The organism is Cohnella rhizosphaerae (genome assembly GCF_029525575.1).
Taxonomy (GTDB): Bacteria; Bacillota; Bacilli; order Paenibacillales; family Paenibacillaceae; genus Cohnella; species Cohnella rhizosphaerae.
Genome location: NZ_JAPDIA010000007.1, coordinates 1 through 23740, shown reverse-complemented (window position 1 = coordinate 23740; position 23740 = coordinate 1). Strand labels below are relative to the sequence as shown.

The window sequence follows — 23740 nt, the reverse complement described above, 5'->3', positions numbered from 1 at the left end:
CTCACTGATCGATTCGTTCGTAGCCGGTATGCGCCGGCTTGAACAAGCCGCGAATTTCTACCTTCTCGTCGGCGATAATCCTTTTGACCTGCTCCAAAGCTTCATCCGGAAATTCGATCGACAGCGCGCAGCCTGCAGTGATCTCCTTCGGCGTCGGCCGGATATCGATCTCTATCTCGGCGTATTCAAGCAGCATCTCCGCCCTCAGCGCCTGCTGCGTCGAGTCGAACGCGATCAATATAGGATCCATAGCTTCTCCCTCTTCTTGCTTGATTGCTAGCGTGCAACCCGAACAAGTATAAATTGTCCCTCTCGTCCATATACTACTACTATTCCATGGAGGAGGCGAAGCGGACGAATGAATGGCGCTTGGGATAAAAGGGCCGGCTATGCGGCGGAAGCCACCGCGCTCTCTTTGAAAATACCCTATAACGAACCTGCCGTCATGCAGCGGCTGTCCGAGCGGCTCACGCGCGAGCTGCTTCACCTTCCCTCCGACCGGCAGATCGTCGTCGTCTGCGTAGGCACCGACAGGTCTACCGGCGACGCGCTGGGTCCGCTCGTCGGGACGACGCTGGCCAGGCATGCGCAAGGCATGTTCGACCTGTACGGAACGTTGGACGAACCTGTACATGCGATGAATTTGAGCGAGACGCTCTACACCATCATGAGAAACTCCAAGCAGCCCTACGTCATCGCTATCGACGCTTGTCTCGGACAAGTCGCCAGCGTCGGCTGCATCCATCTCGCATCGGGTCCCGTACGTCCGGGTGCCGGCGTGAACAAGGACTTGCCCCCGGTGGGCGATATCCACATGACGGGCATCGTGAACGTCGGCGGTTTTATGGAATACTTCGTTCTTCAAAATACGAGACTTAATCTGGTCGTGAAGATGGCCGACATCATCGCCGGCTGCATCTCCACCGCCATTCGCAATATTCGCGGCGCCCCTATGCCTTATGCGCTGCCTGATTGATCGCGGATTTTTCCTCCGGGGTCAAGGGATAGCTCGATTCGCCTCCGGATAGCGGCTTCGCGTACAAAAAAGGTTTGCTCCCGGCTATGGATGCCCGTCAGGACGACGCCGTCCTGTCGCTCGTCGACGATCGCGATCGCGAAGCTGATCTCGCCGCCTTGGTCCGAGAAAGCGTTGAACCGATGAACGCCTACGCGCCCTTTGAGTGCCGCGAGGCGTTTTTCTTGATCGGCCATCGTCGCTTCCTGCTCCGCCTGTTTGGCTTGCACGGCCTCCATGCGACCGTGAACCTTCATCAGTACATCCTCAAGGTTTGGCACGCCTGACTCGCCGATCATGCGCTTGTGGGCCCTTGCGAGCCTCGATAATTTCACGCTTAAGATTATGACCCAGATCAACAATATGAAAATCAGTATGCCGGCGCCTCCGAGCGCCGCCAAGCTTGCATCCTCGCCCATTCCGTTCACGTTCGATTGCTCCCCCCGCTCTCCGGATCGACGGCCCGCGCATGCCCGACCGCCGTCCGTCATTGTGCAGACCTTATGTCCGCAGCGTTTCTCCGATTTCCTTTACAGCTCGTACCAACGATACAATATCCGATTGCTGCGTAAAATATCCTGGGCTGGCTCTTACTGCCCCCGTCTCGGTCGTCCCTGCGCTTTCGTGTCCAAGCGGCGTGCAATGGAAGCCGGATCGTACGGCGATCCCGAACTGGCGGTCCAATAGAAACGCCGTCTCCGACGGATCGACGCCATCGAGCGTGAAGGCGACGATCGCCGTACGCTCGATCGCCGGACCAGGCCCTAATAGGCGGACGCCGGGTATCTCGGACAGCCCCGCCATCAGCTCCCGGGTCAGGCTCAACTCCTTCGCGTGGATGCGCTGCACCGTCTCGCCAAGGACGAACCGCACGCCCTCCGTAAGCCCCGCTATGCCGATCGTATTGGGCGTGCCTGCCTCATACCTGTCCGGCCTCGTAGAAGGCTGCTCGGGCGATTCTGAACGGCTTCCTGTGCCTCCGTGCATGAGCGGCTCGAGCTCTAGCTCCGGCCTGATGTACAAGCCCCCCCGTACCTTGCGGACCCATCAATCCCTTATGTCCCGGAAAAGCCAATAGATCGATATTCATGGCTTCCACGTCGATCTCAAGCACGCCCGCGCTTTGCGCGGCATCGACGAGCAACGGTACGCCCGCTGCTCGCGTGAGGGCGCCGATATCACCGATCGGCGTTATCGTTCCCAGCAGGTTCGAGCTGTGCGTGAGGGCGACGAGCTTGGTGGACGGGGTGATCGCTTGCCGAATATCGTCCGGATTCAGGATGCCATCCGTCCCGACCGGTACGTAGGTCACTTGAATGCCCAGCTTGCGCTTCAACGCTTCGATGGGACGTCTTACGGAGTTGTGCTCCATCGCGGTCGTGACGATGTGATCACCCGGCGATAGCAAGCCTTGGATCGCTTGGTTCAGCGCATGCGTCGTATTAAGCATGAAGGCGATATCGTTCGGGTTCGCGATCTTGAACAAGCGCGCCAACATTTTTCGGCCTTCGAACAGCACTCTGCTCGCTTTGACGGCCATCTCGTGACTGCCTCGGCCTGGGTTGGCGGCAGACTCCCGCATCGTCTTCTCCATGGCTTCCATCACGCCGGGAGGCTTCGGCCAGGAGGTTGCCGCATTGTCCAAATAGATCAACGGTCGTTCCTTCATCGCACTGCCTCCTTCGTTCGGCACACCTTTATTTAATTGAACAGTTCTGCCAAGTAAAAACGGCTTCGCTCTTGGCATTCCAAGCGCGAAGCCGTTTTATTCTCCGCTCCGACACGAGCCTTCGATCGTGGATGGCAGATCTTATGCTTTGATCGCTTGCAGAATCTCCAGCAGTCGCTCCAGATCGCCTTTGCTGAAGTAGGCCAGTTCGATGCGTCCCTTGTCTTTGTTCGGCTTGATTCGCACCGTCGTTTGGAATCTTTCGCGGAGCGTCTCTTCGATTTCTTCGATGTAGGGATCGCGCTTTTTGGCTTTCGCTTTGACGGTTTTACCTTTAACGACTGCATCCATTTGCTGCACGGCATTTTCGAGCTCGCGGACGCTCCAGTTGTTTGCCAGCGTCTGCTTGGCCAGATCTTTCCGTTTGGCGTCTTCTTTGATGCCCGCCAATGCTCTTGCGTGACCCATCGACAATGTTCCACGTGAAACATGATCTTTAATCTCATCGGGCAGCGCAAGCAGCCGCAGGAAGTTGGCAATGTGAGAACGGGACTTGCCCACTTTTAAAGAAAGCTCTTCTTGCGTCAACGCGAATTGATTCATAATGGATTGATAGGCAATCGCGACTTCAATCGCGTTCAGGTCCTCGCGCTGTACGTTTTCGATCAGCGCGATCTCCATGACTTGTTGATCGCTATAGGCGCGGACGACCGCTGGAATCGTCGGGTTGCCTAAGAGCTGCGATGCTCTGAAGCGCCGTTCGCCTGCGATGATCTCGAAGCCGCGGAGTGCCGTGCGAACGATGATCGGTTGAATAACCCCATGTTCGCGGATCGATTCCGCCAGTTCCTTGATAGCTTCTTCTTCAAACGTCTTGCGCGGTTGATAGGGATTCGCGCGGAGCTGCGCCAATGGAATCTCTACGATCTTGTCGTCTTCCTTAATGGATAGAGACGTAATCAACGCATCGAGACCTTTACCTAGCCGCTTGCTCATACGTAATCACTTCCTTCGCCAGCTCGAGATAAACCTCGGCCCCTTTGGATCTTGGATCGTATGTGATGATCGATTGCCCATGCGATGGCGCCTCGCTGAGACGAACGTTGCGCGGGATCACCGTCTGATAAACCTTTTGTTGGAAATATTTCTTTACCTCTTCGATGACCTGAATGCCCAAGTTGGTACGAGCATCGAACATCGTAAGCAGAACGCCTTCGATTTGAAGCGAAGTGTTCAGATGCTTCTGTACGAGACGAATCGTATTGAGCAGCTGACTCAACCCTTCCAGCGCGTAATACTCGCATTGAATTGGAATAATGACCGAATCGGATGCCGTCAGAGAATTAATCGTCAGAATACCCAACGAAGGCGGGCAATCGATCAGAATATAATCGAATTCATTGCGTACCATAGCCAGCGCCTTTTTCAGGCGAACCTCGCGGGAGATGGTCGGCACCAGCTCGATCTCGGCACCTGCGAGTTGAATCGTCGCAGGAATGAGCTTCAGATTCGGCAGAGCCGTATCCACAATCGCCTGTTTGGGGTGGATCTCGTTGATTAAGATATCATAGATGCAATATTCCACATCGGCTTTATTGATACCGACACCGCTTGTCGTATTGCCCTGAGCGTCGATGTCCACGATGAGCACTTTACGTCCCAACGTCGACAGACATGCGCCAAGGTTGACAGCCGTTGTCGTTTTGCCGACACCGCCCTTTTGATTGGCAATGGCAATAATTTTGGACAACCCGTTCACCTCATCGTCAGCCGCCTAACTTGCTGGATTCTCATAGCTCCCAACTAGCTTGGATTGCTGTTGTTTTTCTTCGGTATCTGAATGACGATCTCGATGTGATCTTCCAGTTCGCGTTCGCTGGATTTGATCGGAATGCCCGATCCCGTCACCATGTCTACCGATTGCCGTATCGTATTAATAGCCAGTCGAATATCCTTGGAGAAGGACACGCGCCGGGACTTCGCGGGTTTAATCGCCTCCAGGAGAAAAGCGACGCGCGTTTCCGTTTGTTTCACATTGAGTTCTTTCTCGATGATTTCCTGTAAAAGCTTGTCCTGCGCTTCTTCTGTCGGAAGGGCCAGCATAGCGCGCGCATGACGTTCCGTAATTTTACGTTCCATCAGTGCCAATTTCACGTTCTCGCCCAGCTGAAGAAGACGAATCTTATTGGCAATCGTAGATTGACTCTTCCCTAACCGCTGAGCCAAGCTTTCTTGAGTCAACTGGTGCAGATCGATTAGCTTCTGATACGCGACGGCTTCCTCAATCGAGGTCAACCCTTCACGTTGAAGATTTTCGATCAACGCCATCGAAGCAGCTTGGGAATCGTTAATTTCTCTTACGATCGCCGGGATGTGTTCCATGCCCAGCTTGGTGACCGCCCGCCAGCGGCGTTCTCCCGCTATGAGCTCGTATTTGCCTTCCCGGACACGGACTACGATCGGCTGGATGATGCCAAGCGTCTTGATCGTCTGACATAGCTCGTCGATCCGGTCGTCGTCAAAGACAGACCTGGGTTGATAAGGGCTCGGGACGATATCCACGACGGCAATCTGCCGAACTTCTTCCTGGCCGCTCCGTTCGGACAATCCGAACAAACGAGATAACGGTTCTCTCATGTCTTCCATCCCACCACGTTCATCTGTAATGAGGTTCCGGTAAACGCAAATTCGCATCCATTCTAGCAGCCAACAATAGACGAATAGCGTCTGGCACAGCAGTCTACTATTCGACCCGTATCTACAACCGATTCGACAGAACCATAACAGACAGGATTTCGCATACAGAACTGACCGTTCAAGGCGTTCTGCGCATGCAGAAAAGGCAAGGATTAAACCATGCCGGAGGTTCCAAGTGACGAAAAAAGCGCCGCCATTTCACGCCTCCGAGGCGCATATGCGGCACGACGATTTTGCAGTACTATATATATTCTCTATTGTACGCCTGATTCCTTCTCTTGAAAAGAGTTTCCTCGCTTTAGAGGGGGATTTGTTCCACGTGAAACACGAAAATATGGCGATTTTGTTTCACGTGGAACATGCGTCTTAGATCAGAGGCTGCTTCAACGGGATTCCGGCTTTGCGAGGATATTCCTTAGGCGTCCTTCCCAGCTTGCCGATGACGATGAGTTGACGTTCGGATTGTTCAAGCGGCAGTTTAAGCTCCCGCGTATATCTAAGCTTCGCGTTCAAGAGGCGTATACTCTTGACGCTCTCTTCCAGCTCTGCTTTATGATCAGAACCTTTCATCGCAATGAAGTGTCCATCGACTTTGGCAAAAGGTAGGCATAATTCATTCAATCCCGCCAGCCGGGCGACGGCGCGGGCCGTCACGAGGTCGTAGCGGTCTCGATGCTCGCCTAATCGGCCAATGTCCTCCGCTCGACCATGTACAAGCGTAATGCTGCTCAAGTGCAACTCATCCGCTACCGTTTGGAGAAATCGAATGCGCTTGGCTAGCGAGTCGACGATCGTTACTTCCAATTGGGGAAATGCGATCTTAAAAGGAATGGACGGGAAGCCGGCTCCCGCCCCGATGTCAGCCAGACTGCGAGCCGACACCGCTTCAGGAAGTACGGCCAAGGTCAACGAATCGTAGAAATGTTTCTCGTAAACGGCGCCGCGATCCGTAATGCCCGTCAAATTCATTTTTTCGTTCCATTCCACAAGCAAACGGTAATACGATTCGTATTGATCGAGCTGAGCATCGCTCAGTTCGATTCCTAGATCCGCTTCTACCCGTTCGCCAAACCAACGCTGCAGTTCGTCCGCCATTAGCTGCTCCTAGCCGCCGTCACGCGATTGTAGTGCTCCAAGTGAACGAGGAGGATCGACAAGTCTGCCGGCGTGACGCCGGAAATTCGCGATGCCTGCCCGATATTAAGCGGACGGATCTGATGCAGCTTCTGCTTCGCTTCTGTGGCCAGGCCGTGTACTGCGCTGTAATCGATATCGTCCGGAATGCGCTTCTTCTCCATCTTCGCCAGCTTCTCCACCTGGGCGAGCTGCTTTTCGATATAACCCGTATATTTGACCTGAATCTCGACTTGTTCCTTCATATCCTCGGACAACGCCACAGGAGAGGGCGAGAAATGCTCGATGTGCGCATAGGTCACTTCAGGACGACGAAGCAGCGTGATGCCGTCGACCGTATTTTGAAGCGGCGCCGAATCGATCGAAGCCAATAGCGCTTGGGTAGCTTCGTCCGGACGAATCCGGACTTCCTTCAGTCGCGCAAGCTCCGCCTCCACCTTCTGCTTCTTCTCCTCGAACAAAGCAAACCGTGCGTCCGAAATGAGACCGATCTCCTTGCCCAACGGAGTGAGCCGCAGATCCGCGTTGTCGTGACGGAGAAGCAGTCGATATTCCGCGCGGGACGTGAGCAGACGATATGGCTCGTTCGTTCCCTTGGTGACGAGATCGTCGATCATAACGCCGATATAGCCTTGCGAACGGTCAATGATGACCGGTTCCTTATCCTGCGCTTTGCGCGCGGCGTTAATGCCGGCCATAATGCCTTGTCCCGCTGCTTCCTCATAACCCGATGTACCGTTAATCTGTCCTGCCGTGAACAGGCCCGATATGACCTTAGTCTCAAGAGACGGCCACAGCTGCGTCGGCACGACTGCATCGTACTCGATCGCATAGCCGGTACGCATCATCTCCACCTGCTCCAGGCCGGGAATCGAACGAAGAATTTGAAGCTGGACGTCCTCGGGCATGCTTGTAGACAGACCCTGCACGTAATATTCCTTCGTGTTCGCTCCCTCGGGCTCCAAGAAGATCTGATGCTTCGGCTTGTCGGCAAAGCGTACGATCTTATCTTCGATCGACGGGCAGTAGCGCGGGCCGGTACCCTCGATCGCGCCGGAAAACATCGGTGCCCGGTGAAGATTGTCGTTAATAATCTTGTGCGTCTCTTCGGACGTATAGGTGAGCCAGCAAGGCAACTGCTCGCCTGCGCGCTCCGAATATTCCGTCTCGTAAGAAAAGTAATTCGGCTTGTCGTCGCCGGGTTGAATCTCCGTCTTCGAAAAGTCGATCGTGTCCTTGTGTACGCGAGGCGGGGTGCCCGTCTTAAAGCGTACAAGCTTCAAACCGTTTTCCCGCAGCGACTCGGACAGCTTCACCGACGGCTGCTGGTTGTTCGGTCCGCTCTCGTACATTAGCTCGCCCATGATCACTTTGCCGCGCAGATAGGTGCCCGTCGTGATCACGACCGTCTTGGAACGATACTCAGCGCCTGTCTTCGTGATGACGCCACGGCATACGCCGTCTTCAACGATCAGCTCCTCGGCCATGCCTTGGCGGAGCGTCAGCTTCTCCTCCCGCTCGATTGTCTCCTTCATCGCATGCTGATACAAGAACTTGTCGGCTTGCGCGCGAAGCGCGTGCACTGCCGGTCCTTTGCCCGTATTCAGCATCCGCATCTGAATAAACGTCTTGTCGATATTGCGCCCCATCTCTCCGCCAAGCGCGTCGATCTCGCGAACGACATGCCCCTTCGCCGGTCCGCCAACCGACGGATTGCACGGCATAAAAGCGATCATGTCGAGATTAATCGTCAACAACAGCGTCTCGCAGCCCATTCGCGCAGCCGCCAGCGCTGCTTCCACACCTGCGTGCCCGGCGCCGACGACGATGACGTCGTACTCGCCCGCTACATATCCCACTGTGGATACACTCCTTTACAAGTTGTAAATATTTATTTCCCCAAGCAAAATTTTGAAAATATTTGATCCAGCAGCGATTCCGAAGCCGTGTCGCCGACGATCTCTCCAAGCGACTCCCAGGCCGCAGCGATATCGATCTGAATCAGATCGACGGGCAACCCTTGCTCCGCGCCATCGATCGCGTCCTGCAGCGAACGCGCCGCAGCATGCAACAATGAGATGTGCCGAACATTGCTAACGTAAGTGGCATCCCCAGATTCGATGCCGCCGCTCATAAACAGCTTGGAGACGGCCCGTTCGAGATCTTCCATGCCCAAGCCTTCCTTGGCTGACAGGGAGACGATCCGCTCGGCCGGATAGCGTGAGCGTACCTCTCCCTCTTCGAGACGGGGCGCCAGATCCGACTTGTTCAAAATGACGATCGTCGGCCGGTCCTTCAGCTCCTCCAGCAGCCGCCGCTCCTCCTCGTGAAGCGAATCGCTTCTGCTTAGCACGAGCAGAATCAGATCCGCATCGCCGAGGGCGCCGCGCGACCGCTCTACGCCGATGCGTTCGACGACATCCTCCGTCTCTCGAATGCCCGCCGTATCGAGCAGCCGCAGCGGGATGCCCGACAGCGTGACGGATTCTTCGACGATGTCGCGCGTCGTACCGGGAATGTCGGTCACGATCGCGCGATTCTCCTTCACCAAGGCATTCAAGAGCGACGACTTGCCCGCATTGGGCCGCCCTACGATCGCCGTCACGATGCCCTCCCGCAGAATCTTCCCCTCCGCGGCCGTCTTCAGCAGCGTCTCTACCTGTCGGAGCACGGCACCGCAGTGATCCCGGATGACGCCGGCCGTTACCTCCGCCACATCATGCTCGGGGTAATCGATATTGACCTCGACATGCGCAAGCAGCTCGATCAGCTGCTCCTTTAGCGGCACGAGGCGCTTCGACAGCGCACCCTCCGCCTGCTTGCGCGCCACTTGAAACGCCTTCGAGGACTTCGATCGGATCAGGTCGATGACCGCTTCGGCCTGGGCAAGATCGATGCGGCCGTTCAAAAATGCACGCTTCGTAAACTCGCCCGGCTCGGCCATTCGAATGCCGCTGCGAAGCAACAGTTCAAGCACCGACTGGACCGCGACGACGCCCCCATGGGTGCTGATCTCGACGACATCCTCCGCCGTAAACGAGCGCGGTCCTTTCATCACGGTCACGAGCACCTCGTCGAGCACGTCACCGGTCGCCGGATCGCGAATCCATCCGTAGTGCACGGTGTGCGTCGGCACGTCTCGCAGATCCTCGCGCGACTTGAACAGCGGCGCTACCTTGCCGATCGCCTCCGCGCCGCTCACGCGGACGACCGCAACGCTGCCTTCCCCAAGCGCCGTCGCGACCGCCGCTATCGTATCTTCGTTCATATCGTTCCCTCATTTAACGTTATGCTCATAAAAACTCCAACCCCTGCCATAAACAAAAAACGCAATGGTCCGCTTGCCTCTGCAAGCCATTGCGTTGGACATTCATTCACTTGATAGCAATGACGACACAGCGGTTCGGTTCATCGCCTTGACTGTAGGTGCGCACGTTCGGATGGCCTTGAAGTCTCGCATGGATGATCTTCCGTTCGGAGGCGCTCATGGGCTCCAGCACGATGTCCTTCCTCGTCTTTACGGCGCGCAGCGCCATTCGGTCGGACAGGGCTTCGAGCGTCTCTCTGCGTCTCTGACGGAACTGCTCCGCATCGAGAACGATACGCAGGTGACGATCCGAATGACGATTCGCGACGATGTTCGCCAGATACTGAAGCGCATCCAGCGTCTGGCCTCTGCGTCCGATCAACATGCCCAGATTGGCGCCGGATAAGTTAATCGAGACATCGTCCCTGCCGTCGTCCCGTTCGATCGTCACGGCCGAATGCATGGCGTCGGTTACTTCCTGAAGAAAAGCGACCGCATGATCGACGCCGTCCGGCAGCAGCTCAAGCTGTACGCGGGCTTCCTTGGCGCCGATCAGGCCGAACAGCCCCTTGCTGGGCTGCTCGAGCACGGTCACTTTAACGCGGTCCTCACTTACCCCGAGAGTGACGAGGCTTTTTCTTACCGCTTCCTCCACCGACTTTCCTGTTGCTTCGACCTTTTTCATCTGCGATGGCCTCCTTGCCGTTGCCTTGCGGCTCGGCTTTGCGTCCATACATGAAATAGTTCTGCGTGATGGTGTAGATATTACTGTAGATCCAGTAAAGCGGAAGCGCGGCCGGGAACGAGAGCGCCATGACGAAGATCAACACCGGGAAGATCAGCATCAGGCCCTTCATCGCCGCCATCTGCTGCGGCTGCTGGGACTGCATCATTTTCGATTGAACAAAAGTGGTCAGCGCGGCGATGATCGGAAGAATATAATACTTGTCCGGCTTGCCGAGCTGAAGCCACAGGAATGTATGCTCATAAACGTTGGCGTTGACGGTAATGGCGCGATAGAGCGCGATAAAAATCGGCATCTGAATGATCAGCGGGAAACAGCCTGCGAGCGGATTGACCTGATGCTCCTGGTAGAGCTTCATCATCTCTTCCTGCTGCTTGCGGGTGTCGTCCTTGTGCTTCTCGCGGATCTCCTTCATCTGCGGCTGCAGCTTCTGCATCGCCTTCGTGCTCTTGTACTGCTTGATCATGAGCGGCAGGATAATCGTCCGCACGATAATCACGAGCAGAAGGATCGCGAGACCGTATTCGCCGCCGAACCACTCGGCGAACTTGTCCAGCATAAGCGAGAACCAATACACGACATTGCTGTCCCACCAGCCGTGGCTATTGGCCAGATCTTCGGTCGTCTTCCGCGTCGTCGGCGGCGTACATCCGGACAGGAAGACCATTAAGGAAACCAGGAGACCGGAGACCATCCAAAATTTGCGATTGCGCAACAACAAACCTCAAAACTCCCCCTCTAAAATACCCCGCCCTGGCGGAGCCGTGACTTTGAACCCGAATCGGGACTTTGCGGGGATCCCGGAAATAGGCGAAACGACAGAAAAAAGGATCGCCGTTCATGCATCCTTACGAATTCGCCGTCCCGGAACCGAGGGGCAGATCCGTCTCTTTCAAAGCCCAAAACACAAGTCAACTATACCATAAGATTATTGGCAATGGAAAGCGCGCGGGGCGCCGCCCGGCGCCTTCGGCTTCCCTCCGCCGGGACCCGGACGATACGGCTTCCTGGCCTGCTGGGGAGGCGGCGTCGAACCTTTGGTAAGACCCGCTTTGCGGAGCACGTGTAGAACGCTGCGCTCCATCTCTATATAAGGAAGAGTTATCGCCGGCTTCCGCACGATCAGGATCAAATCGGTGCCTTCGACGATGCGCGAGCCGTTAAGCCGCACGATCTCTTTAATCATGCGCCGCATGCGGTTGCGGACGACGGCTCCCCCCCAGCTTGCTGCTGACCGAGATGCCGAGCCGATACATCCCCGGATCCGGCTTGCGCCGCCAGTAGACGACGAACTGCGAGTTCGCGAAAGATTTTCCGCTTCTATAGATACGGCTGAAGTCTTCCTTGTTTCGCAGCCGCAGTTTTCTTTCCATCCTCATCCCTCATCGCCGGATTATGGACTGAAGTCCGTTCATCAGTTATTCCCATATACATGAAAAAAAGACCACCTCACGTGGTCTTTATCCTTAAGCGGACAATACTTTGCGGCCCTTTTGACGGCGAGCGGCGAGAACCTTGCGTCCGTTCTTCGAGCTCATCCGGCTGCGGAATCCGTGTACCTTCTTCCGCTTGTTCACGTTCGGCTTAAATGTCGGTCCCACTTCTTGATACCTCCCTTACAAAAAGAACTCATATGTCCATTTATTTAACCATAAAGGAGCCCGGAAGTCAATGAAATCGAAAACGGGCCGTATCGGAAGATATTCACATGTGCATAAAAAAAGAGAGAAAAAAGACTGTTCGATCATTTTGTCGAATCTTCGCACAGAATATCAACAATATCTTGTGTTGTGCACAGAATTCATCCACAAGTTATTGAAAATGTGGATAACAGGGCAAATTCCGTTGAATTAAGCGGGTTCATCTGCTATGATAAGTTCACCCATTCGACGTGGATAACGGCTGTTAAACCTCTTTTTTATCAACACCCTGTGTATAAATCTGTGAACAAAATCCCTTCTTATGGACATCTCGCTAAAGAATAAAGAGGAATTGTGTGGATAACTTGTTGCAAAGGACATCCTTCGACATCGCCGCCCTCCCTCTTGTCCGCCTGACGGGTTAAAGGAGTGACTCCATGTGGACAGCCGTACGAGCGAGATCTGGCAGCAGGTCTTGTCGGTCATCCAGACAAAATTAAGCAAACCGAGTTACGATACGTGGTTCAAAGCCACCAAAGCGAATTTCATTAGCGACGAGACCGTGGTTGTAACCGCTCCCACCACCTTTGCGGCGGAATGGCTGGAGAACAGGTACAAGAAGCTCGTCTCTTCGACGTTGGCGGATTATCTCGATCACCCGGTCGAGGTCCGGTTCGCGATCGAAGAGTTCCGCTCTCCCGAGCCGCCCGCGCCGTTCCCGGCCGTGCCCATCGTCAAGAACGCGGGGCCGGAAGAACCGGTCGGACACATGCTCAATCCGAAGTACACCTTCGACACGTTCGTCATCGGCGCCGGCAACCGGTTCGCGCATGCCGCTTCCCTCGCGGTCGCGGAGGCGCCGGCCAAAGCATACAATCCGCTTTTTCTTTATGGAGGCGTAGGACTGGGCAAGACGCACTTGATGCACGCGATCGGCCATTATATTTTGGAGCACAACCCGTCTTCGAAGGTACTGTACATATCGTCGGAGAAGTTCACGAACGAATTCATCAACGCGATCCGGGACAACCGCGGCGAGAGCTTCCGCAACAAGTATCGCAACATCGACGTGCTGCTGATCGACGATATCCAGTTCCTCGCCGGCAAGGACGGGACGCAAGAGGAGTTCTTCCATACCTTTAACGCGCTGCACGAAGAGAGCAAGCAGATCATCATCTCCAGCGACCGCACGCCCAAAGAGATCCCGACGCTCGAGGAGCGCCTGCGCTCGCGCTTCGAGTGGGGCCTCATCACGGATATCCAGCCGCCCGATCTCGAGACGCGCATCGCGATCCTCCGCAAGAAGGCGAAAGCGGAGAACCTGGACATTCCGAACGAAGCGATGGTGTACATCGCGAATATGATCGATTCGAACATCCGGGAGCTCGAAGGCGCCCTGATTCGGATTGTGGCTTATTCGTCGTTGACGAACCAGGACGTGTCCACGCATCTCGCCGCGGAGGCGCTCAAGGACATCTTGCCGAACGGCCGCAACCGTCTCATCACCATTCAGGATATCCAGCAGCGCGTAGGCGAATTCTACGGACTTAAACTCGAGGATTTCAAAGCGCGCAAGCGTACGAAGGCCGTCGCCTTCCCGAGGCAGATCGCCATGTATCTGTCCCGAGAGCTGACGGACTATTCGCTCCCCAAGATCGGCGACAACTTCGGCGGAAGAGACCACACGACGGTCATCCACGCCCACGAGAAGATCACGCAGCAAGCTGAAGGTCGACGCGGAGCTGTACAAGATCGTCGGCAACCTGACGGAAAAGATCAAAAACCTGACGTAGACGCAAACCCCGATATCCACCTGTGGACAAAAATGCCGCATTTAAAACGTGAATAACGAAAAAACCTATGCACAACTCATACACATGTGGATAGGTTGTCGTTTTCGGCTTTTTTTGGGCTTATCCACATATTCACGGTCCCTACTACTACGACTATCTTTTAAGACCATACCATTAAGGCGAATAGACGAGGTGATCCCGTTGAAATTGACGATATTGCGCACGGAGTTAAACGAGGCGGTTCAAAACGTGTCCAAGGCGGTATCCGCACGCAGTACGATACCGATCCTGAGCGGCATTAAAATAGACGTGAGCGATCGCGGCGTCACCTTGACCGCCAGCGACACCGACATTTCCATTCAACACTTTATTCCGCTCGAATCCGCGAGCAAGACGGTCGTAAAGGTCGAGCGTCCGGGCAGCGTCGTGCTCCCGGCCAAGTTTTTCGTCGAGATCGTCAAGAAGCTGCCGCATGAGGAAGTCAATCTTGAAGTCGGCGAACGCTTTCAGACGCTTATCCATTCGGGCGCGACCGAGATTCAGCTCGTCGGCCTCGATCCGGAGGAATTCCCCCGTGCTTCCGATATTGGAAGAAGACCGCGTCTTCTCCATTCCGGGAGACTTGCTCCGTTCGATGATCCGCCAGACGGTCTTCGCCGTCACGACCAACGAATCGACGCCGATTCTGACCGGCGTGCTCTGGGGCCTCCAGGAGGGCGTACTCAAATTCGTCGCGACCGACCGGCACCGCTTGGCCACCTGCAAGACCAACATCGATACCGATCCTGCGCTGAAGTTCGCGGGCGTGGTCATCTCCGGCAAGACGCTGAACGAGCTGTCGAAGATCATTCCCGACCAGAATACCCTCGTCGACATCGTCGTCGCCGACAATCAAGTGCTCTTCAAGCTGGGCGAAGTGCTGTTCTTCTCCCGCATGCTCGACGGCGCTTATCCCGATACTTCAAAGATTATTCCAAGCCAGTTCAAAACAGAACTCGTCCTGAACACAAAATCGCTCAGCGAAGCGATCGACCGCGCTTACCTGCTCTCGCGCGAAGAAAAGACGAACATCGTTCGCCTGCTCACGACGGACGACGGCAATATCGAGATCAACTCGAGCTCCTCCGAGCTCGGACGCGTTCAGGAGCACCTGGAAGTCACGGATTTGACCGGCGAGCCCCTGCGCATCGCCTTCAACTCCAAATATATGCTGGACGTGCTTAAAGTCGTCGACAGCGAACAGCTATACATCGGCTTTAATGGCGCGATGAGCCCGATCATCTTCAAGCCGCGCGATCACGACAACAGCCTGCATCTCATTCTTCCTTACCGGACGACGAATTGAGGAGCGACTCATGACGGAAATCGAGATCTCGACCGAATATATCCAACTGCAGCAGCTGCTTAAGCTGGGCGATTGCATCGGCTCCGGCGGAGAAGTGAAGCATTTCCTGCAAGAGACAGAAGTGCTCGTGAACGGAGAAAAGGAAAACCGCCGCGGACGCAAGCTGCGACCCGGCGATGTCATCGAGGTGTCTGGCTGCGGCAGCTTCGCCGTTCGCGCCAAGCCGTAGTCTGCGCCGGGGCGGCCGTCAAACGGAAGAGCTGCCGCCGGACAGTCCAGAGAGGAAGTCCCGCATGCAGCTGAACAAGATCGCACTGCATGGCTACCGCAACTTCGGCGAACTGTCGCTTGCGACGGCCGCAGGCGTCAACATCATCATCGGGCCCAATGCGCAGGGCAAGACCAACCTGCTTGAGGCCATTCACGTACTCGCGCTGACCAAGTCGCACCGTACGGCCAAAGATCGCGAGCTGATCGGCTGGAACGAGACCTCAGCCCGCATCGAAGCGGAGATCGAGCGCAAGCTCGGCAAGGTCACGCTGGAGCTCCAGCTCTCCGCGCAGGGCAAAAAGGCGAAGATCAACGGGCTCGAGCAGCGCAAGCTCAGCGCATTCGTCGGCACGGTCAATGTCGTCCTGTTCGCACCCGAGGACCTCGACATCGTCAAGGGCGCTCCCGGCATCAGGCGCCGGTTCATGGATATGGAGATCGGCCAGGTGCATCCGGCTTACCTGCACGACTCCCTCCAATATCAGCGGATCCTCCAGCAGCGCAACAATTACCTCAAGTCCACGGACGCATCGAGGGCCTCCGCCGAGATGCTCGACGTCTGGAACGAACAATTAGCGTCGTCCGGTGTTAAAATGATGCAGAGAAGGCAAAACTTTATTTATAAGCTGCAAGGATGGGCTGAGAAGATCCATGCCGGCATCACCGGAGACAAGGAATCGCTGACCGTCGTCTACAAGCCCTCTCTCGCCGCGGAGGAAGGGACCTCGCCCCAAGATCAATCTTCTTTATTGCAACAATTTATGTTAAAGTTAACACAAGGCAAGGAACAGGAATTCCGCCGCGGCACGACGCTCATCGGTCCGCATCGGGACGATTTGGCGTTTGCCATTAACGGCAGGGACGTGCAGACCTTCGGCTCGCAGGGCCAGCAGCGGACGGCGGCGCTGTCGCTCAAGCTGGCGGAGCTGGAGCTCATGCGCGAAGAGATCGGGGAGTATCCGCTGCTTCTCCTCGACGACGTCTTGTCCGAACTTGATCAGGAGCGGCAGACCCAGCTCATCGAGACGTTTCAGAACCGCGTGCAGACGTTTATCACGACGACGGGACTGGAGAGCGTCAACATGAGCCGGCTCAAGGATGCCGCCATCTATCATGTACGCGGCGGTACCGTGCTGCCCTAAGGCAGGGAATGTGGAGGGGCTCAATATGTACATTCATCTGGGCGGGGAGAAAATCGTCCGGACTTCGCAGCTCGTCGCGATCTTCGATATCTCGATCGAGCAGTCCTCGAAGCTGTCGCGGCAGTTCGTGGCGCAAGCCCGGAAAAACCGTATCGTGGAGACGATCGGCGAGGAGGATCCGAAGTCTATCGTCGTCACCGAGGAAAGAGTGTATTATTCGCCCATATCGTCTTCTACCCTCAAGAAGCGGGCGCATCATCTGGTCGATCTGTAGGAGCAGCGCGTCAACGTTAAGAAGGCGGTGGAAGATTTGTCCGTGAATTCGCAGCAGAACACATACGATGAGAGTCAGATACAGGTACTCGAAGGATTGGAGGCCGTCCGCAAGCGTCCCGGCATGTACATCGGGTCGACCAGCGGCAAGGGTCTCCATCACCTTGTCTGGGAGGTCGTCGACAACAGCATCGACGAAGCGCTCGCAGGCTATTGTACCCGCGTCGACGTCATTATACATGAAGACAACAGCGTGACTGTCATCGACAACGGCCGGGGCATACCGGTCGGCGAGAACGTCAAGCTGAAGAAGTCGACCCTCGAGGTCGTCATGACCGTCCTTCACGCCGGCGGCAAGTTCGGCGGCGAAGGCTACAAGGTATCCGGCGGCCTGCACGGCGTCGGCATCTCCGTCGTCAACGCCTTGTCCGAGTGGGTCAGCGTCACCGTCAAGCGCGACGGCAAGATCCATCAGCAGGAATACCGGCGCGGAGCGCCGCAATACGACATCAAGATCATCGGCGAGACCGAGGACACCGGCACGCAGACGCGCTTCAAGCCGGATCCTGAGATTTTCACCGAGACGACGGTGTTCGAGTACGACGTGCTTGTCGGACGGATCCGCGAACTTGCGTTCCTGAACAAAGGCATCCACCTCACGCTCACCGACGAGCGCTCCGGCATGCACGATTCGTTCAAATACGACGGCGGCATCAAGGAATTCGTCCAGTACCTGAACCGTACGCGCGAGGCGCTGCACGAGCAGCCGATCTACGTGGAAGGCACCAAGGAAGCCATCGCGGTCGAGATCGCCATGCAGTACAACGACGGCTATACGGAGAACATCTATTCGTTCGCCAATAATATCAATACCCACGAGGGCGGCACCCACGAATCGGGCTTCAAGAGCGCGTTGACCCGGATCATCAACGACTATGCGCGCAAGATGGGCTTCGTCAAGGAGAGCGAGTCGAACCTCACCGGCGACGACTGCCGCGAAGGCTTGACGGCGATCATCTCGGTCAAGATCCCGGAGCCGCAGTTCGAAGGCCAGACGAAGACCAAGCTGGGCAACAGCGAGGCGCGTGGCATCGTCGAGTCGCTTTTCGCCGACAAGCTGCTGGAGTTCATGGGCGAAAATCCGGCCGTCGCGCGCAAGGTCGTGGACAAGTCCCTTCAGGCTTCCCGGGCGCGCGAAGCCGCGCGCAAGGCGCGCGAGCTGACTCGCCGCAAGGGCGCGCTCGAGGTGAGCTCGCTGCCGGGCAAGCTGGCGGACTGCTCGTCCAAGGACGCCTCGATCAGCGAGCTGTACATCGTCGAAGGCGACTCCGCAGGCGGATCGGCCAAGCAAGGCCGCGATCGTCACTTCCAGGCGATCCTGCCGCTGCGGGGCAAGATTCTGAACGTCGAGAAGGCCCGGCTGGACAAGATATTGTCCAACGCGGAGATCCGGGCGATCATCACGGCGCTAGGCACGGGCATCGGCGACGACTTCGATATCGCCAAGGCGCGTTATCACAAGATCATCATCATGACCGACGCCGACGTCGACGGCGCGCATATTCGCACGCTGCTCCTCACCTTCTTCTATCGCTACATGCGGAATCTGATCGAGGAGGGCTTCGTCTACATCGCGCAGCCGCCGCTCTTCAAGATCGAGCGCAACAAGGTGGTCCGCTACGCGCAGTCCGAGGCCGAACGCAACGCGATCATCGCGGAGTTCGGCGAAGGCGCCAAGGTCAACGTGCAGCGGTACAAGGGTCTCGGCGAGATGAACGCCGATCAACTGTGGGATACGACGATGGATCCGGACAGCCGTACGATGCTTCAAGTGCGGATCGAGGATGCCATCCGGGCCGATTTGATCTTCGATACGCTGATGGGAGACAGCGTCGAGCCGCGGCGGGATTTTATCCATCAGTACGCCAGGTACGTCAAGAATCTGGACGTGTGAGGCTTCGGCACCCGCCGGGCGCAGCGATGCGTTCAGCGGGTGCTTTTTTTTGCGGCCGCTATCGTTTGACCAAGCGGCGTCGTTTGGACTTCGCCGATGCGCGGGGGATGCGGCGGAAGCGTCCGTAAGCCGTCGCGTAGCGGCGAATGCGCCGGTATACGCTGCGATCGGGCAGACGCAGGAAGATATAAGGGTCGGGCATCGTGTTGACTTCCAGAATCCAGGGCTTCAGATCCACGTCCACCGCGACGTCGATGCCGATCTCCTTCAATCCCGGAAAACGCCTGCCAAGCGACGAAGCGACGTCAACGCCAAGCTTCGATAGTTCCATTCGGTAGCTGCGGCTCGTTCGCTCCGCCTTTTCCAAATGCGTCGTCATCAGCGTCTCCATCGGCAGCGGCGTGCCGCCGGCGTGGTAGTTCGTTACGATTTTGCGCGGGTGGGCGAGTCTGCCGATGATGCCGGTCGTCTCCCATTGTCCGGACGGATTCATCTGGACCATGACGCGAAAGTCGAACCGGCGGCCTTCGTGCTTCAGCAGCTCGATTCCCTGTTGGGACAAATACGGCCGAGGCCGTTTGACCTTCAACAGCGCGTCGAACATGCCGTCGAAGTTCGGATAGGACAGTTGCTTTTCGCCGGCCTGGAGCGTGTAGGCATCATCGGATCCCGTCGATTTGCCAAGGCGAATGACGCCTTTGCCGAAGGTGCCGTTCACCGGCTTCACGTAGATCATGCCATATTCGTCAAGCATGCTGCGAACGGCATCCCGATTGAACGGCCGGGTGTCGGGCACGAGACCGCGCAGCTCCGAAGATGCCAGCATCGCTTCGGTTTTCGCCCATTTGCTGCTGATCCGCCTGATCGGCATGAGCGTTCACGCCACCTTTCGCGCCATCAATATGGTATAATGTTTTCATTCATCCTTTTTTTAGAGTATGACGCTTCTGCCGCGGGTGACCACGGCGATTTGACAATAGTGCAGGGATATTGAAGGAGGATCAGCATGGCCGAAGAACAGCGTTCCCCCCTCCGCGACCGGGATATCGGCGTGGAGATGCGGGAATCGTTCATGGATTACGCAATGAGCATCATCGTCAGCCGCGCGCTGCCCGACGTCAGAGACGGGCTGAAGCCGGTACTTCGCCGCATTCTGTACGGGATGTCGGAGCTCGGCATGTCTCCGGACAAGCCGTTCAAGAAGTCCGCGCGTATCGTCGGCGACGTCATGGGCAAGTACCACCCGCACGGCGACTCCTCCATTTATCAGACGATGGTCCGGATGGCGCAGGATTTCTCGCTTCGCTATATGCTCGTCGAGGGTCACGGCAACTTCGGCTCCATCGACGGCGACATGGCGGCGGCCATGCGTTATACCGAGTCGCGGCTGTCCAAGATCGCTATGGAGATGCTGCGCGACATCAACAAGGAGACCGTCGACTTCGTTCCGAACTACGACGGCGAAGAGCAGGAGCCGGACGTGCTTCCTTCGCGTTTCCCGAACCTGCTAGTCAACGGCACGACGGGTATCGCGGTCGGCATGGCGACCAACATTCCGCCTCACAACCTGACCGAGGTCATCAACGGCACGCAGGCGCTGATCAAGAATCCGGAACTCACGGCCCTTGATCTGATGGAGTACATCACGGGACCCGACTTCCCGACCGCCGGATTCATCCTTGGACGCCAGGGCATCCGGCAGGCCTACAGCACGGGACGCGGTTCGGTCACGATGCGCGCCCGCGCCGAGATCGAGGAGAACGGCGGCAAAGCCCGGATCATCGTTCACGAGTTGCCCTATCAAGTCGTTAAGGCGCGCCTCGTAGAGAAGATCGCCGAACTCGTGCGGGACAAGCGGATCGAGGGCATCACCGACCTGCGCGACGAGTCCGACCGCAACGGCATGCGGATCGTCATCGAGCTGCGCCGCGACGTCAATCCGAGCGTGGTCCTGAACAATCTGTACAAGCAGACGGCGATGCAATCGACGTTCGGCATCAACATGCTCGCGATCGTGAACAAGGAGCCGAAGGTCCTTAACCTTCGCGACGTGCTCCATTACTATATTCAGCACCAGATCGAAGTCATCCGTCGCAGAACCGAGTACGATCTGAAAAAGGCGCAGGCGCGCGCGCACATCCTCGAAGGTTTGCGCATCGCGCTCGACCATCTCGACGAAGTCATCGCGCTCATTCGCGCTTCGCAGACGACGGAGCAGGCTCGCGAAGGACTCATGACGCGGTTCGGCCTGTCGCACGATCAAGCCCAGGCGATCCTCGAGATGCGCCTGCAGCGCCTGACCGGACTCGAGCGGGAGAAGATCGAACAGGAGTACCAAGAGCTCATGGTCAAGATCGCCGAGTATCAAGCGATTCTAGCCGACGAAGGACTCGTGCTGGAGATCATCCACGACGAGCTCGAAGAGATCAAGCAGCGGTTCGGCGACGACCGCCGCACGGAGATCACGACGAGCGACGAGGAGATTCTCGACGAAGACCTGATCCCGCGCGAGGACGTCATTATCTCGATGACGCATTCCGGATACGTCAAGCGCCTGCCGGTCACCACGTACCGCAGCCAGCGGCGCGGCGGCCGCGGCGTCGTGGGCATGGATACGAAGGACGACGACTTTATCGAACGGCTTTTCGTATCCAATACGCACCAATTCCTCTTGTTCTTCACGAACAAAGGACGCGTATTCCGCCTCAAAGCGTACGAGATTCCGGATTTGAGCCGGACCGCGCGTGGCACGCCGATCATCAACCTGATCCAGATCGAACAAGGCGAGACGATCAATGCCGTCATCCCTGTCGAGTCGTTCGAGCCGAATCAGTACCTGTTCTTCGCGACGAAGTGCGGCATCGTGAAAAAGACGCCGCTCGACGATTATGCGAACATCCGCAAGGTCGGCCTGATCGCGATTCTGCTGCGCGAGGACGACGATCTGATCGGCGTCAAGCTGACGGACGGCAGCCGCGAAGTCGTGATGGGTACGGCGCAGGGCATGTCTATTCGTTTCTCCGAGGAAGATGTACGCTCGATGGGACGTTCTTCGACCGGCGTGAAGGGGATTCAGCTGGATGAAGGCGACGAAGTCATCGACATGGATATCGTCGATCCGGAGCAGACCGTGCTCATCGTAACCTCCAAGGGTTACGGCAAGCGGACGCATCTGAGCGAGTACCGCACCCAGACGCGCGGCGGCAAGGGCATCAAGACGCTGAACGTCACCGACAAGAACGGCGCGATCGTCAGCCTTAAGGTCGTCCAGGATGAAGAAGACTTGATGATCATGACGTCCGGCGGCACTTTGATTCGGATGAGCATGTCCACGATCAACACGATGGGCCGGATTACGCAGGGCGTCAAGCTGATCAACATCAAGGATGAAGATTCGGTAGCGACGGTAGCGAGAGCGCCGCGCAACGAAGACGAGGACGAAGATGCGGAAGAAGCCGAAGGCGCATTCGCCGATGGCGCGGAAGATGCTGAATAAGGAACGGATTTAAGGGAGGCTACGTCGTGGCTGTGCTGCCGATATCGCAAGTACAGACAGGAGATCTATTGCTGCGCGAAGTGCAAACGTCATTCGGCAATATGCTGTTTCCGGAGGGCCGGACGCTGAGCGCTCGCGATCTCGAGATCCTGCAGGCGTACCTCATCCCGGATGCGGACATCAAGAGAGCGGGGCTTGAGGAGTCCGAACTGCTTGAGGTCGAGGAAGACAAGTCGCTGCCGCTGTCCTCGCTCCATCAGAACTTCCTGAAGATGGAGAGACTGCTGAAACATACGTTTCAGATGATGGGTCCGGGGCAGAAGCTGCCGATCTTCGAAATTCGAGGCGGACTCAAGGATCTGCTCGATCATATCGACGAATATCATGTGCTTACGTTCGTACCTCCATACGATCCTGCTGCGGAACCTTGGATCCGCGGCAGCGTATTGACGGCGCTGACGGGTTACCAGCTTGCCAAGTGGATGAAGCTGCCGGAGAAGGACTGGGTGGCGGTGGCGCTGTCCGGATTGCTGCACGATATCGGCAATACGCGGATCGATTCGACGATTCTTCGCAAGCCAGGACGGCTCACGACCGACGAGTTGACCGAAATGCGGCAGCATACCGTCTATGGTTACAAGCTGCTTGAAGGCGTCACGTCGCTGAACCAGGGGATTATCCTTACCGCCCTGCAGCATCACGAGCGGATCGACGGCAGCGGCTACCCGATGAAGGCGACTGGCGATAAGATTCATCCGTATGCGAAAATCGTGGCGATCGCGGACATGTACCATGCGATGACATCCGCTCGTACGTATCGGACGGCCCAATCGCCGTATATCGTGCTTGAGCAGTTGCAGAAGGAAGCGTTCGGGAAGTTGGATCCTTTGATGATCCAATGCTTTATCGAACGCAACACGCAATTTCACAATGGCATGCTCGTGCAGTTGAACGACAATCGGGTCGGAGAGATCGTGTTCACGGACAGAGCGAACCCGACGAGACCTATGGTATCGATCTTCGGCGATATCGTGAACCTCGCCAAGGATCGCCATCTCTTTATTACCGCGGTATATTCATCCTAAAGGATGAAGCAAATCAAGGGACCGGACAGGGAAGATGTCTGGTCCTTTGACTTGTACTTGCTATGTATATGAAGGGTGCTTATGGCGCCTCAATCGCGCAATGTGATTCTGCGACCGTGGGTTAAAACTTCTAGAAAGAAATATTCAAATTATGCTTGCAATCGTCTAGGCGCCT

Annotated in this window: 19 protein-coding genes and 5 pseudogenes; 9 read left to right on the top strand and 15 right to left on the bottom strand. The window is 56.5% G+C overall.

The features are described from left to right. Position 1: 1 nt before the first annotated feature. Entirely contained in the window at positions 2-250 is a 249-nt protein-coding gene (locus OMP40_RS17865; RefSeq protein ID WP_277533458.1) for a DUF3343 domain-containing protein, read from the bottom strand. Positions 251-358: 108 nt separating this feature from the next. Here OMP40_RS17865 and yyaC point away from each other — a divergent pair, with 108 nt between their 5' ends. After that, the gene (gene yyaC, locus OMP40_RS17860) at positions 359-976 is read left to right on the top strand and encodes a spore protease YyaC (RefSeq protein WP_420871994.1); all 618 of its coding nucleotides are present in this window, start codon (positions 359-361) and stop codon (positions 974-976) included. Here yyaC and OMP40_RS41890 read toward each other — a convergent pair. From OMP40_RS41890 to rpmH, 13 genes and pseudogenes are all read right to left on the bottom strand, one after another. Beyond that, on the bottom strand, positions 951-1043 hold the full coding sequence (locus OMP40_RS41890) for a hypothetical protein (RefSeq protein WP_420871993.1): 93 nt from the start codon (positions 1041-1043) through the stop codon (positions 951-953). The genes yyaC and OMP40_RS41890 overlap by 26 nt on opposite strands. A gap of 67 nt (positions 1044-1110) precedes the next feature. Further along, positions 1111-1434, bottom strand: a pseudogene (locus OMP40_RS17855) (DUF4446 family protein); the annotation flags it as partial. 82 nt (positions 1435-1516) lie between these two features. Next, positions 1517-2684: pseudogene (locus OMP40_RS17850) on the bottom strand (aminotransferase class V-fold PLP-dependent enzyme). 141 nt (positions 2685-2825) lie between these two features. Beyond that, positions 2826-3680 carry a ParB/RepB/Spo0J family partition protein gene (locus OMP40_RS17845; RefSeq protein WP_277533457.1) on the bottom strand — a complete coding sequence of 285 codons (855 nt, stop codon included), beginning with the start codon at positions 3678-3680 and terminating at the stop codon, positions 2826-2828. Next, on the bottom strand, positions 3661-4434 hold the full coding sequence (locus OMP40_RS17840) for a ParA family protein (RefSeq protein ID WP_090116856.1): 774 nt from the start codon (positions 4432-4434) through the stop codon (positions 3661-3663). Before OMP40_RS17840 ends, OMP40_RS17845 begins: the two co-directional genes overlap by 20 nt. A 53-nt stretch (positions 4435-4487) precedes the next feature. Continuing rightward, complete coding sequence (gene noc, locus OMP40_RS17835; protein ID WP_277533456.1) at positions 4488-5321, bottom strand: nucleoid occlusion protein; 834 nt, start codon at positions 5319-5321, stop codon at positions 4488-4490. Between the two features lie 426 nt (positions 5322-5747). Further along, the gene (gene rsmG / locus OMP40_RS17830) at positions 5748-6476 is read right to left on the bottom strand and encodes a 16S rRNA (guanine(527)-N(7))-methyltransferase RsmG (RefSeq protein WP_277533455.1); all 729 of its coding nucleotides are present in this window, start codon (positions 6474-6476) and stop codon (positions 5748-5750) included. Then, positions 6476-8374, bottom strand: a complete 1899-nt coding sequence (mnmG, locus tag OMP40_RS17825) for a tRNA uridine-5-carboxymethylaminomethyl(34) synthesis enzyme MnmG (RefSeq protein WP_277533449.1) — start codon at positions 8372-8374, stop codon at positions 6476-6478. Before mnmG ends, rsmG begins: the two co-directional genes overlap by 1 nt. A gap of 32 nt (positions 8375-8406) precedes the next feature. Next, positions 8407-9783 carry a tRNA uridine-5-carboxymethylaminomethyl(34) synthesis GTPase MnmE gene (gene mnmE, locus OMP40_RS17820; RefSeq protein ID WP_277533447.1) on the bottom strand — a complete coding sequence of 459 codons (1377 nt, stop codon included), beginning with the start codon at positions 9781-9783 and terminating at the stop codon, positions 8407-8409. A 106-nt stretch (positions 9784-9889) separates the two neighbouring features. Further along, positions 9890-10507 carry an RNA-binding cell elongation regulator Jag/EloR gene (gene jag / locus OMP40_RS17815; protein WP_277533445.1) on the bottom strand — a complete coding sequence of 206 codons (618 nt, stop codon included), beginning with the start codon at positions 10505-10507 and terminating at the stop codon, positions 9890-9892. Continuing rightward, a complete protein-coding gene (locus tag OMP40_RS17810; RefSeq protein ID WP_420872014.1) occupies positions 10431-11261 on the bottom strand; it encodes a YidC/Oxa1 family membrane protein insertase in 831 nt (276 codons plus the stop codon). The genes jag and OMP40_RS17810 overlap by 77 nt, the downstream gene beginning before the upstream one ends. A gap of 336 nt (positions 11262-11597) precedes the next feature. Beyond that, a pseudogene (rnpA, locus tag OMP40_RS17805) lies at positions 11598-11940 on the bottom strand (ribonuclease P protein component); the annotation flags it as partial. A gap of 93 nt (positions 11941-12033) precedes the next feature. Next, positions 12034-12168, bottom strand: a complete 135-nt coding sequence (rpmH, locus tag OMP40_RS17800) for a 50S ribosomal protein L34 (protein ID WP_090116863.1) — start codon at positions 12166-12168, stop codon at positions 12034-12036. A gap of 478 nt (positions 12169-12646) precedes the next feature. Here rpmH and dnaA point away from each other — a divergent pair. From dnaA to gyrB, 6 genes and pseudogenes are all read left to right on the top strand, one after another. After that, positions 12647-14000 (top strand): annotated as a pseudogene (gene dnaA, locus OMP40_RS17795) (chromosomal replication initiator protein DnaA). Positions 14001-14201: 201 nt separating this feature from the next. Beyond that, positions 14202-15345: pseudogene (dnaN, locus tag OMP40_RS17790) on the top strand (DNA polymerase III subunit beta). Positions 15346-15355: 10 nt separating this feature from the next. Further along, on the top strand, positions 15356-15574 hold the full coding sequence (yaaA, locus tag OMP40_RS17785; RefSeq protein WP_277533442.1) for a S4 domain-containing protein YaaA: 219 nt from the start codon (positions 15356-15358) through the stop codon (positions 15572-15574). 64 nt (positions 15575-15638) lie between these two features. Next, complete coding sequence (gene recF, locus OMP40_RS17780; protein WP_277533440.1) at positions 15639-16757, top strand: DNA replication/repair protein RecF; 1119 nt, start codon at positions 15639-15641, stop codon at positions 16755-16757. Positions 16758-16782: 25 nt separating this feature from the next. Next, positions 16783-17031 (top strand): extracellular matrix regulator RemB, encoded by a 249-nt coding sequence (gene remB / locus OMP40_RS17775; RefSeq protein ID WP_090116868.1) that lies wholly within the window; start codon positions 16783-16785, stop codon positions 17029-17031. Positions 17032-17073: 42 nt separating this feature from the next. Continuing rightward, complete coding sequence (gene gyrB / locus OMP40_RS17770; RefSeq protein ID WP_277534866.1) at positions 17074-18984, top strand: DNA topoisomerase (ATP-hydrolyzing) subunit B; 1911 nt, start codon at positions 17074-17076, stop codon at positions 18982-18984. Positions 18985-19042: 58 nt separating this feature from the next. Here gyrB and OMP40_RS17765 read toward each other — a convergent pair whose 3' ends face one another. Beyond that, positions 19043-19855 (bottom strand): YheC/YheD family protein, encoded by an 813-nt coding sequence (locus OMP40_RS17765; RefSeq protein ID WP_277533436.1) that lies wholly within the window; start codon positions 19853-19855, stop codon positions 19043-19045. Between the two features lie 135 nt (positions 19856-19990). Here OMP40_RS17765 and gyrA point away from each other — a divergent pair, with 135 nt between their 5' ends. Both gyrA and OMP40_RS17755 read left to right on the top strand, forming a co-directional pair. Continuing rightward, on the top strand, positions 19991-22480 hold the full coding sequence (gene gyrA, locus OMP40_RS17760) for a DNA gyrase subunit A (RefSeq protein WP_277533435.1): 2490 nt from the start codon (positions 19991-19993) through the stop codon (positions 22478-22480). A gap of 26 nt (positions 22481-22506) precedes the next feature. After that, complete coding sequence (locus OMP40_RS17755; protein ID WP_277533434.1) at positions 22507-23565, top strand: HD-GYP domain-containing protein; 1059 nt, start codon at positions 22507-22509, stop codon at positions 23563-23565. Positions 23566-23740 lie beyond the last annotated feature (175 nt).